Source organism: uncultured Ramlibacter sp., assembly GCF_936925435.1.
GTDB lineage: Bacteria > Pseudomonadota > Gammaproteobacteria > Burkholderiales > Burkholderiaceae_C > Ramlibacter.
This window is the reverse complement of record NZ_CAKZHQ010000039.1, coordinates 50075-60237: the sequence shown is the minus strand read 5'-3', so window position 1 is coordinate 60237 and position 10163 is coordinate 50075. Positions and strand designations below refer to the sequence as shown.

The 10163-nt window shown below is 62.3% G+C and carries 9 protein-coding genes and 1 pseudogene; 6 read left to right on the top strand and 4 right to left on the bottom strand.

What is annotated here, in order from left to right:
- Nucleotides 1-333, bottom strand: a pseudogene (locus Q0632_RS16095) (hypothetical protein); the annotation flags it as partial.
- Here Q0632_RS16095 and Q0632_RS16090 point away from each other — a divergent pair.
- A complete protein-coding gene (locus Q0632_RS16090; RefSeq protein WP_298932014.1) occupies nucleotides 332-1564 on the top strand; it encodes a PLP-dependent aminotransferase family protein in 1233 nt (410 codons plus the stop codon). The pseudogene Q0632_RS16095 and the gene Q0632_RS16090 overlap by 2 nt on opposite strands.
- A 48-nt stretch (nucleotides 1565-1612) precedes the next feature.
- On the opposite strand, the gene Q0632_RS16085 is transcribed toward Q0632_RS16090, so the two are convergent.
- A complete protein-coding gene (locus Q0632_RS16085) occupies nucleotides 1613-4939 on the bottom strand; it encodes a metallophosphoesterase (RefSeq protein WP_298932013.1) in 3327 nt (1108 codons plus the stop codon).
- Nucleotides 4940-5529: 590 nt separating this feature from the next.
- On the opposite strand from Q0632_RS16085, the gene Q0632_RS16080 reads away from it, so the two are divergent.
- Nucleotides 5530-6678 (top strand): hypothetical protein, encoded by a 1149-nt coding sequence (locus tag Q0632_RS16080; protein ID WP_298932012.1) that lies wholly within the window; start codon nucleotides 5530-5532, stop codon nucleotides 6676-6678.
- Between the two features lie 18 nt (nucleotides 6679-6696).
- On the opposite strand, the gene Q0632_RS16075 is transcribed toward Q0632_RS16080, so the two are convergent.
- Together Q0632_RS16075 and Q0632_RS16070 are read right to left on the bottom strand one after the other, a co-directional pair.
- Entirely contained in the window at nucleotides 6697-6912 is a 216-nt protein-coding gene (locus Q0632_RS16075; protein WP_298932011.1) for a hypothetical protein, read from the bottom strand.
- Nucleotides 6905-7114 (bottom strand): hypothetical protein, encoded by a 210-nt coding sequence (locus Q0632_RS16070; protein WP_298932010.1) that lies wholly within the window; start codon nucleotides 7112-7114, stop codon nucleotides 6905-6907. Before Q0632_RS16070 ends, Q0632_RS16075 begins: the two co-directional genes overlap by 8 nt.
- A 179-nt stretch (nucleotides 7115-7293) precedes the next feature.
- Here Q0632_RS16070 and Q0632_RS16065 point away from each other — a divergent pair, with 179 nt between their 5' ends.
- Genes Q0632_RS16065 through Q0632_RS16050 form a run of 4 tightly spaced genes read left to right on the top strand, consistent with a single transcriptional unit; the run spans nucleotide 7294 to nucleotide 10120 of the window.
- A complete protein-coding gene (locus Q0632_RS16065; RefSeq protein WP_298932009.1) occupies nucleotides 7294-7827 on the top strand; it encodes a glycine zipper 2TM domain-containing protein in 534 nt (177 codons plus the stop codon).
- Between the two features lie 22 nt (nucleotides 7828-7849).
- Complete coding sequence (locus Q0632_RS16060) at nucleotides 7850-8083, top strand: peptidase (protein ID WP_298932008.1); 234 nt, start codon at nucleotides 7850-7852, stop codon at nucleotides 8081-8083.
- 22 nt (nucleotides 8084-8105) lie between these two features.
- Nucleotides 8106-8777, top strand: a complete 672-nt coding sequence (locus tag Q0632_RS16055) for a response regulator transcription factor (protein WP_298932007.1) — start codon at nucleotides 8106-8108, stop codon at nucleotides 8775-8777.
- Complete coding sequence (locus tag Q0632_RS16050; RefSeq protein WP_298932006.1) at nucleotides 8774-10120, top strand: ATP-binding protein; 1347 nt, start codon at nucleotides 8774-8776, stop codon at nucleotides 10118-10120. Before Q0632_RS16055 ends, Q0632_RS16050 begins: the two co-directional genes overlap by 4 nt.
- Nucleotides 10121-10163 lie beyond the last annotated feature (43 nt).

Sequence of the window (10163 nt, the reverse complement as noted above, 5' to 3'; positions counted from 1 at the left end):
GAACGTCTTGATGTCGGGATCGACCGCACCCTGGAAGATTCCAAGGGCGGTCTCGTAGTCGTTGCGGGTGTCGATCAGCAGCACGTCGGGGTCGGCCAACAGCGCGTTCCAGTCTTGCGGTTTCACGTACTGGCCCACGGTGCGGTTCGGGTCCAGCTCGGGCACGCCCAGCGTGACGATCTCCTTCTTCAGCCGCACCTTCATGCGCAGGAACGGCATCTTGGATGCCCGGCTTTCCTTGTGCTCCAGGTTCACGAATTCCGGCTGGTTGCGGAGGAAGGCCAGAACCTTGGCGATCGCGGCATCGGTGCCGTCGTCCCTCGACAACGGCATGCTGGTCAAGGTCAAGCTGCAGACCACGCCGGTGGCCGGCCAATGGATCGCCACCCGCCTGGACAACGTCGAAACCTCCGCCATCCGCGAGCTGTTCAAGCTGCTGGGCAAGCCCGGCATCATCAGCTTTGCCGGCGGCTTCCCCGACAGCGCCATGTTCGACGTCGAGGGTTTGAAAGAAGCCGCCAACAAGGCCTTAACCGAGGAGCCCGGCGGCGCCCTGCAGTACGGCGCCACCGAGGGCTACAACCCGCTGCGCGAGCAACTGGCCGCCTTCATGGGACAAAAGGGCGTGCCCGGCCTGAAGGCCGATGACCTGATCGTCACCACCGGCAGCCAGCAGGCGCTGGACCTGCTGGGCAAGACCATGATCAGCCCCGGCGACAAGGTCATCGTGGAGGGCCCGACCTTCCTGGCCACCATCCAGTGTTTCCGCCTCTATGGCGCGGACCTGGTGAGCGCCCCGGTCGACGCCAACGGCGTGGACACGGACAAGCTCGAAGCCCTGATCAAGGAGCACAAGCCCAAGTTTGTTTATCTGATCCCCACCTTTGGCAACCCCAGCGGCGCCATGCTGAGCCTGGAGCGCCGCAAGAAGGTGCTGGAACTGGCGGTGAAGTACCAGACCCTGGTGGTGGAGGACGATCCCTACGGCGACCTGTACTTCGGCGAAGCACCGCCGCCCTCCATCCTGGCCCTGAGCAAAGACGTGCCCGGCAGCCGCGACTGGATCGCCCACTGCGGCTCCATGAGCAAGGTGTTGAGCCCCGGCCTGCGCGTGGGCTGGATGATCGCCCCCGAGCCGCTCTTGGCCCGCGCCACCATGTGCAAGCAGTTCAGCGACGCCCACACCAGCACCTTTGCCCAGGCCACCGCCGCCCAGTACCTCAAGGCCGGCCGCATGCCCGCCACCCTGGCCAATGTACGCAAGGTGTACGGCGAGCGCGCACGCGTGATGGGCGAGTGCTTGAAGAAGGAACTGGGCGACGCGGTGGCCTTCACCCAGCCCCAGGGCGGCCTGTTCTTCTGGGCCAGGTTGACTGGCGCTGGTGGGAAGTTGAAGGATGCCGGCGAATTCGCCAAGCGCGCCATCGAGCAAGGCGTGGCCTTTGTGCCTGGCGCGCCGTTCTATGCGAAGGACCCGGATATGAGCACGTTCCGGCTGTCGTTTGCTACGGCGGATGTGGAGAAGATCAGGGAAGGGGTGGGGAGGTTGAGGAAGGCGGTTTGAGAGCCGCATCCCCGTTTTCGCGCATGACGCCTTTGTGGCAACAGGGCGCTACGCGCCGGCACCTTCAGAACTTGGCAGCGAGGATTCGAGAACTAGGTGGTTGCGTGCGAGAAAATACGCCATCTCTCTTCCCACTTGACGCAAATCCTGAGGAAGCTGCTGGCCCAAGCGTTTAGCCAGCAACTTCACATACCGATCTTCAATTGCATTTCTTCCCCGCACGCGCCAAATCATCGAGCTATGGCGAAATAGGCGCAAGAGGTTCTCTTCTTCTTGCTGCAAGTCAAAAATATGCCAAAGAACCGCATGGCATTGCGAGAAAAGGGAGTCAAGTCGTTGGTTGTATAGGTATTGATAGACGCCGATTAAGGCGAGTCGATCAAGGGGCGTAAACTTTACGCCTGCAGTGATCGTGGCCTTTGCAAGTGCAATTCTTGCCTTTACAAAATTGAATGTATCCCCGGAAGTGATCTCGAGGGCAGGGGCAAGAATTTTTCGAATGCCGGTTAGGTCATCTGGAGCGAGCTGATTGGCTCTAGCTACGGCAATATTGTTCGCGACAGTGGTGGCCTTCTTTGCGCGGGCTTCATTTTCGAGCGCTGCTAGCTTGGAGAATCTCTCCGGATCGTCGACTTCCGCTTCAAGGATGATCGCTTCTGCTTGAAGGGCCTCATGCGATTTGGGGGAAAGCTCAATAACTTCTCTTGCGGCTTCTACTGCTTGCTCGAGTAGATCGTCCGTTTCGTACGCAAGAGCCAAGTTGAGCAAGACACCAACTTTCATCGCTTTTGAAAGTTTTTGCTTTTTTAACTCTAGGAAGAGCGGGATGGCTGCTTGTCGTTGAGAAAGCATTCTGAAGCTTCGCGCATAGTTGTATTTCAGTTGCGCGTGCTCAGCTGGCAGCATTTCCTCGGGAACAAGCGGAAGAAAATCCTCGCAGAGGATATTCATGCCTCGGTAGTGGCCTCCCTGTTTCAAAGTGGCTGAGAAATGCAAAGCTAGATTTACAGCGGCTTTAATTTCCCTGACTTCAGATAGGTTTCCGATAGCAGTTTTCATCGCGCGGATGATGAAGGTCGTTGCATTGGAAATTTCAGCAAAGCCTCTATTCGAATCATTGAACTTTAATGTAGAAGGAGTCTTGTAATTTGCGTCTTTCCATTGCTCGCCAAAATAGAGCTCAACTGCTTTCTCATTGACAGAAATTGACTCTTCAGTGGACATCAAAGACCGCACATAGTCCCGTACAGGCCGGCGCAAGACTAAGCTTCTTACCACTTCGCTGTCGCTCATTCCGACGTCCATCACAGGTATGGCATCAACCAAGCCCCTGTCGACTAACTCTGCAGCATGCGGCGGTAGGAAGGGATGAGCGCCTAAGAACCTTTTGACCCTAGTAAGTTGCTCTCCTTGGGGGAACATGCTCAGGGCCTTAAGCAACTGATATGAACGTCGCAGCGGCCTCTCCGAGAATTCGTCTGCAAGCTCGGCTACAGCAACTGCGAGGGCCGCCGGCACGGTGTCAGCACCAGAATCGCTAGGCAATAAATCGGAATTGTTGCTCAAGAGATCCGCAAGCGACGTGACCTGTAGTTCCTTGAGCGCCGTATCGATGCGCGTTGGAACACCATCGGTATGTCGAAAAATCTGACTCGCGATGGTCGCAGTACTAAGGGTGCTTCCTCCCAGGGGATGCTCCTTTATGTACGACCGAGTGTCTGCCTCGTCTAGAGGAGGCAGGTTTACATAGGAGAAGGATATGTCGTTTGCGCCCGGTTTTCGCCTTGTCAACAGTAAGACGCGAATAGTTGGGCAATATTGGAGAACTGCATTTACAAGTTCCTCAATGTCTCTTCCGAGCGGAATCCCTGATTGCGTTGGTTCGCCGATTGGAATATCCGACAGAATTAAATAGGCTCCTACCTGACTGGATAGCAGGTCACAGTACTGCTCAAACTCACAACCCAATTGTCCATGAACCTGTTCTAGAAATTTTTGTCTCGTGGAATAGTCGCCGCATTCGATGCGGTAAGTTAGAGGCTTGCATTCCGATCTGTCCTGCTGGAGAGCCCAAATAAACCCTTCTTCGCTCATTCCCCAGCTAGTGCCAATCCACGCGGCACGTGATTCGTCCAGGGCTAGGCGGCAGGTTTGCAGTTCTACTTCTCGTACGATTAGATGGGGCTTAGCGGAAGCTAGAACCCGTTCCGTTTTCTTCAGAATGTGGCTCAGCGAAGCAGAATTCGTGAGCGATAGTTCAGTGGTGTTCGCCGCAAAGTTCAGCGCAATATTCTTTATATTTGTTTGCGTGATTGATCGAGCTAGTTGAGAGAACGACTGCGAATCGTCCAGATCCATTGTCAAATCGGGTTCAATCTTCAGTTCGCCGGTGAGTCGAGGAATTGCCCGCCTGGGCCATATCTTGAGAACTGCGCCCGCGTCAGCGAGATTTAGTTCGGAAGCAATGTAGCCGTGAAGTCGATTGCTTACCTCTCCATATTTTTCTAGTCCGAATAGAGAAGGTGCTTGCACGGACACCTTTGGTTGCCCGCCACCGATCGACGTGGATGTGACGGTCGGAACGTGCATATGGCCGAATAGATGCACGTCGAATCTATCAGTTGTGTTTATTTCCGAGTTCCAGCCGACTAAGCTCTCGGGATGCAGCCATGACGATGGATGATGCGAGACCAAAAGATTGAAATCATTCGCCCGCACCCATTTGTCTGAGTCCCCTCCTGTTACCGCTAGAAGCTGACGGGGGTCAATGTGCAAGCGTCCCTCAAAATTTCCCTCAGATAGTTGCAACCAAGCAGAATTTAGGCCCACGATTCCTACTTTGGTGCCACGCACTTCGAGCGTGCAAGACGAGTCGCCTGGGAGGAGTCCACGGTTTGTCTCGGCCAAGGGGATCCCCATTTTTTTTAGCTGATCTTGCCAATTCTCATAGTTGCGAAACGCCTTTTGAATTGCTAACCGGTACCTGCTCTTCGGGTTCTCGAAGATCTCTGGATGAATAGTTCTGTTCTGCCACCACTGGCCTAGCAACATGATCTCCGGTTCTAGGGGTAAGGGCCTCGTCAAATCGTGATTTCCAGGAATTGCAAACAACGTAGGCTTGAAGCCAAGAGAATCGAACTTGCGCCACAGTTCCTGTAAGGCTTGGGTAAGACGATCAAACTCTTCCGGCACGGCCTTCTGTGTCAAATCACCAGAGAAAATGACTGCGTCCCATGGGCCAGCGCGCGACTGAATTTTCTCTAAGTCCTCAAATATTTTTGTCTTGAGGGTAGGCCAAAGCCAACCATGGTTCGTCATCCCCACATGAAAGTCACTGATATGAAGCCATCGAAATTTCTTTTCTTCTGTGATCATTTCCTGGTCTCTCCATTTGAGCTATCCGACAAGATTTTTCTCAGTAGTGCGGCGAATTCGTATCTGTGGCGGTACCTGCCGCTGCTTTCCGAAGTCGTGGTGGGTAACCATAAGACTATCTCGGGCCTGTCCTGCCTTGAATGTCCTCAGATTTGAGGAGGCGCCCCCAATGGTTGGCTAGAGGTCCCCACACACGTTTTGCGAGTATGTCGTAGTAGGGAAGGTTGAGGAGTTTGCGATCGAGACGGGTTGGCCGATGTACTCTCGCTTCCAGCCAAGCCCTCATCGGACAGCACCAGAGCGGCGACGTGCTCGGCGTGAGAACGAGGTTGCATGGGCGGGCGGCCCATGCCTCGCGCAGGTAGGGGGCGACGGAGGCCGCGCAGCGGCCCAATCGCTGGCCGGCGGGCTGCAGCGGACGGGGACGGGAGGGGGGTGACAGGGCGGTTTGGGGAGGCTTTGGGCAGGCTGCGATGGATCCCGGGTCAAGCCCGCGATGACAATTCAAAAGAGCCCGGGATGCCAGGCAGCAATCCGTCCTTGCTTTGCAACGACGGGCCGGCACAATCCCCGCCGAGGAGGCAAAAACCATGACAACCCGCCTTTGCAACTGGCTGCTGCTGATCGCCGCGGCCCTGCTCACCGCCTGCGCCGCGCCCACCCCAAAGGTGAACCTTGCCGCCGATGCCATCGGGCCGGCGCATGTCATCACCCTGATCAAGCCGCCCGAGGTCAAGACCTTCACCATTTATGCGCCGCACGTGGGCATGGCGTTTGGCGCCATCGGCGGCCTGGTGGCGGGGGCGCACATGGCCAGCAGGGCCGACACCGTGCGCCAGCTGGTCGTGGCGCAAAAACTCAATGCGGCGGACACGCTGGCCGATGCGCTGGCGCGGGAACTGCGTGCCTCCGGCTACCAGGTCAACATCCAGGCGGGCCGCTGGCTCGACACCAACGGCAACCTCACGCTCGACGTGGCCAAGCTCGATGCATCGTGGGACCGGGTGCTGTATGTGCAGCCCGCCATCGTGGGCTTCTGGGCCAATGGCCTCTCAGGCAACTACCAGCCGGCCCTGCGCGTGCGCGCCATGCTCACCGCCGCCGACCGCAAGACCCTGCTGTACGACGGCCACCATGTCACCGGCATCGACATCAAAGGCGATGGCTGGATCATCGCGCCCTCGGTCGGCGAGGGCTTTGCCTCCTACGAAGCGTTGATCGCGCGCCCGCCGGCCACGGCCGCCTCGCTGCGCCAGGGCATCGACCTGATCGCCCGCTCCGTCGTGCGCGACATGGCCCGCGCGCGCGATGCCGCTGGCGGCAGGCCGGCCGCCGCGATTGCCGCTGCGGCTGCCGTGACGCCCACGGCCACCCCGGCCCAGCCGCTCAATGGCATCTGGACCGGCACCCTGCGGTGCGGCGCCTACATGCTGCGCCACAAGGTCGACAACCCCAACCCCTGGACGGTGCCTGTGTCGATGCGGGTGGAAGGCCCGCGCGCGACCATGGAGCGCGGCGATGCCAACTACCAGGAGACCTTGGCCGGCGCCATTGCCGCAGACCAGTCGCTGACCTTGCGCGGGCAGGGGGCGCTCTACCGCAGCACCACCCAGCCCTGGAAGACCACCATGGCCGGCGCGTTTGCCGGCGGCAAGTTCACTGGCTCGGGCACGCTGGCGGGCATGGACGGCACCGTGTTCAGGGAATGCAAGCTGGAGCTGGCCCGCGACGCCCGCTAGGGCCGTTCACCATTGCCTTCAAACCAAGGGATCGATCACCCTCTTGGTCAGGTCCCCATAAAACTCCTTCGCCTTCCTCACCCGCTCAAAATCCGACAGCAACTGCTCCAGCGCAGACAGCGCGCCATTGCCGCTGCGGCCGCGTGGCACTCGGTAAGCCGGCGGCAGGACCTCGGTGTCGGGCAGCAGCAGCGGCTGCGCAGATTGCTTGGCGGGGCGCCGGGGTTCAGGCATGGAACGGGTCCTTGCGTGATGGATCGTTGGAGGCTTCGGGCCACACCACAGCGGCCACCTGCTCGGGCGTGAAGACGGGGTTGCGCGGGCGGGCGGCCCAGGCCTCGCGCAGATAGGGGCAGACCGAGGCCGCACCACGGCCCCAGCGCTGGCCGGCGGGCTGCAGCGGGCGGGGGGAGGGGCGGGGGTCTGTGGAGGACATGACGGGGGAATGATAGGGCGGTGGGGGAGGTTTGGGGTGGGGTGCGATGGATCCCGGGTCGAGCCCGGGATGACAGTCAAAACACCCGCGATGACAAGGTCATCAGCAATCCATTCAGCTTCCATTCACCCACCCCCAGGCACGATCTCTTCCATACCAACAGAGAAGGGGTCTTCCCAATGAACCGCATCGCCATCGCCTCCGTCCTCGCCCTCGCTATGGGCGGCATGGCTGCCGCGCAGGCCGAGACTTTTGTGGACAACGCCCGCGTGCGCAGCGCCGAGCCGCAGTACGAGCAGGTCTCGGTCCCGCGCGAGCAGTGCAGCCAGCAATGGGTCAACGAGCAGCGCCCTGTGCAGGGCACGGGCGGCTCGGGCACCAGCATCGGCGGCGCCCTCATCGGCGGCGTGGCCGGCGGCCTGCTGGGCCACCAGGTGGGCAAGGGCAAGGGCAACACCGCCGCCACCGTCCTGGGCGCCACCGTGGGCGCGCTGGCCGGCAACCACGTGGGCAGCACCTACGGCGCCCCGCAACAGGTCGAGACCGTGCCGCGCCAGGTCACGCAGTGCCACACGGTGCAAGAGGTGCAAAACCGCCTCACCGGCTACCGCGTGGCCTATGACTACCGTGGCCAGACCTACAACACCGTGATGCGCGAGCAGCCCGGCCCCAACCTGCAGGTGCGGGTGTCGGTCGAGCCGGTGACGCACTGAGCGGCTTGCTACCATCGCAGCCATGCCGTCCTTTCTGCGCCCCCACACGCTTGCCGCCCTGGTGCTGGCCTGCGCGTCGGCGGCCGCCTGGGCGGACGTAGGGCCCGACCAGGCCGCCGCCAGCGCGGCCCAGTCGCACGGCGGCCGCGTGCTGTCGGTGGACAGGGCCGGCAAGGCCTACCGGGTCAAGCTGGTCACCGCCAAGGGCGAGGTGCGGGTGGTGATGGTCGACGCGGCCAGCGGCCGCCCCATGTAGCAGCACAGGGCCACGCCAGCGCATGCGCCTGTTGCTGATCGAAGACGAAGCCCCTTTGCGCCTGAGCCTGGCCTTGCGGCTGGAGGCCGAGGGCTTCCGTGTCGACCAGGCGGCCGACGGCGAGGACGGCCTGTTCCAGGCGCGTGAATACCCGGTGGACCTGGCCATCGTCGACCTGGGCCTGCCCAAGATCAGCGGCACGGCCGTCATCCAGGCCCTGCGCGCCGAGGGCAAGACCTTGCCCATCCTGGTGCTCACCGCCCGCGGCAGCTGGCAGGACAAGGTGGCGGGCCTGGAAGCCGGCGCCGACGACTACCTGGTCAAGCCTTTTGAATACCCGGAGCTGGCGGCCCGCATCAAGGCCCTGCTGCGCCGCTCCATGAAGGCGGCGTCGGACGTGCTCACCTTGGGGCCGCTGGCCATCGATTTCTCGGCCCAATCGGCCAAGCTCAATGACCAGCCGCTGGAACTGACGGCCTTCGAGTACCGCGTGCTGGAGTTTCTGGTGCGCGAGCGCGCCCGCGTGGTCAGCAAGCAGGAGCTGGCCGACTACCTCTACCCGCACGACCAGGACCGCGATTCCAACGTGCTGGAGGTGCTGGTCGGCCGCCTGCGCCGCAAGCTCGATCCCGAGGGCACGCTGGCGCCCATCGAAACCTTGCGTGGCCGCGGCTACCGGTTCACTTTGCAATGACCAAGGGCTTTTCCTGGCGCGGCGTTTCCCTGCGCACCAGGCTGATCGGCGGCGGCGCCCTGGTGCTGCTGGCCTTTCTGGCGGTGGCCGGCGCAGCCCTGCAAAGCGCCCATGGCCAGGGCGTGCGCGCCGCCACCTATGCCCGCCTGCAAGGCACGGTCTACCTGCTGCTGGCCGGCGCCGAGGTCGACGCCGGCGGCGCCTTGCAGATGCCCACTGGCTTTGCCGAGCCGCGCCTGTCGCTGCCCGGCTCGGGCCTGTACGCCGGCATCCTGCAGTCGGCCAGCGGCCAGGGTTGGCAGTCGGATTCGGCCGTGGGCATGCGCCTGCCATTCCAGCGCGATGTGCCTGTGGGCGAGTGGCGCTATGACGAGGTGCAGGATGCGGCGGGCGCCTTTCTCTCGGTCAGTTATGCCGTGCGCTGGGACGGGCCCGGCGGCGGCGTGCCCCTGGTGCTGTCGGTGCTGGAAAACAAGGCCGCTTTCGACCACGAGACCGCCGCCTTCCGCCTGACCCTGTGGAGCTGGCTGGCCGGCGCCGGCGCGCTGCTGCTGCTGACGCAGACCGTGCTGCTGGAATGGGGCCTGGCGCCGCTGCGCCGCGTGGCCCGCGAGGTGGGCCGCATCGAGCAGGGCGAACAGGCCGAGGTGCAAGGCGTCTACCCGACCGAGATCGCCGGCCTGACCGGCAACCTCAACACCTTGATCCGCCAGGAGCGGGTGCGCCAGACCCGCTACAAGGAGGCGCTGAGCTTCCTGGCCCACAGCCTCAAGACGCCGCTGGCCGTGCTGCGCAATGCCCTGGCCCAGCCGCAGGAGCTGCCCGCCGCCGTGCAGCAGCAGGTGGCCCGCATGGACCATATCGTCCAGCACCAGCTGGGCCGGGCCGCTGCCAGCGGCGCCGCGCGTTTTGCGCCCTACCTGACCCTGGCGCCCGTGGCCCAGCGCATCCGCGACTCGCTGGCCAAGGTCTATGCCGGCAAGGGCCTGGCGCTCACGCTCGACTGCCCGCCGGCCCTGCGCTGGCGCATCGACGAGGGCGATGCCTTCGAACTGCTGGGCAATCTGATGGACAACGCCGCCAAGTGGGCTGCAGGCCGGGTGGCCGTGCGGCTGTGGCAGGAGGGCGGGGCGCTGCGCCTGCGGGTGGAAGACGACGGCCCGGGCTTCAGCGACACCGTGGCCGTGCTGCAGATCCACGTGCGGGCCGACGAGAAGGTGCCGGGCCACGGCGTGGGCCTGGCCGTGGTCAACGACCTGGTCGCCAGCCATGGCGGCACCCTGGAGTTGACAGCCTCCGACTGGGGCGGCGCCCGGGTCGAGGTGCGCCTGCCGGCGGCCTGAAGCTGAACCGCCTTTCTGCAAACGGTTCAGTTTGCGTTCACCC

Bases quoted from the DNA above. Each gene is read 5' to 3' on its own strand.
- Q0632_RS16075 (WP_298932011.1), bottom strand. From the start codon at position 6,912: ATGCCTGAACCCCGGCGCCCCGCCAAGCAATCTGCGCAGCCGCTGCTG.
- Q0632_RS16085 (WP_298932013.1), bottom strand. From the start codon at position 4,939: ATGATCACAGAAGAAAAGAAATTTCGATGGCTTCATATCAGTGACTTT.
- Q0632_RS16070 (WP_298932010.1), bottom strand. From the start codon at position 7,114: ATGTCCTCCACAGACCCCCGCCCCTCCCCCCGCCCGCTGCAGCCCGCC.
- Q0632_RS16055 (WP_298932007.1), top strand. From the start codon at position 8,106: ATGCGCCTGTTGCTGATCGAAGACGAAGCCCCTTTGCGCCTGAGCCTG.
- Q0632_RS16060 (WP_298932008.1), top strand. From the start codon at position 7,850: ATGCCGTCCTTTCTGCGCCCCCACACGCTTGCCGCCCTGGTGCTGGCC.
- Q0632_RS16065 (WP_298932009.1), top strand. From the start codon at position 7,294: ATGAACCGCATCGCCATCGCCTCCGTCCTCGCCCTCGCTATGGGCGGC.
- Q0632_RS16050 (WP_298932006.1), top strand. From the start codon at position 8,774: ATGACCAAGGGCTTTTCCTGGCGCGGCGTTTCCCTGCGCACCAGGCTG.
- Q0632_RS16090 (WP_298932014.1), top strand. From the start codon at position 332: ATGCTGGTCAAGGTCAAGCTGCAGACCACGCCGGTGGCCGGCCAATGG.
- Q0632_RS16080 (WP_298932012.1), top strand. From the start codon at position 5,530: ATGACAACCCGCCTTTGCAACTGGCTGCTGCTGATCGCCGCGGCCCTG.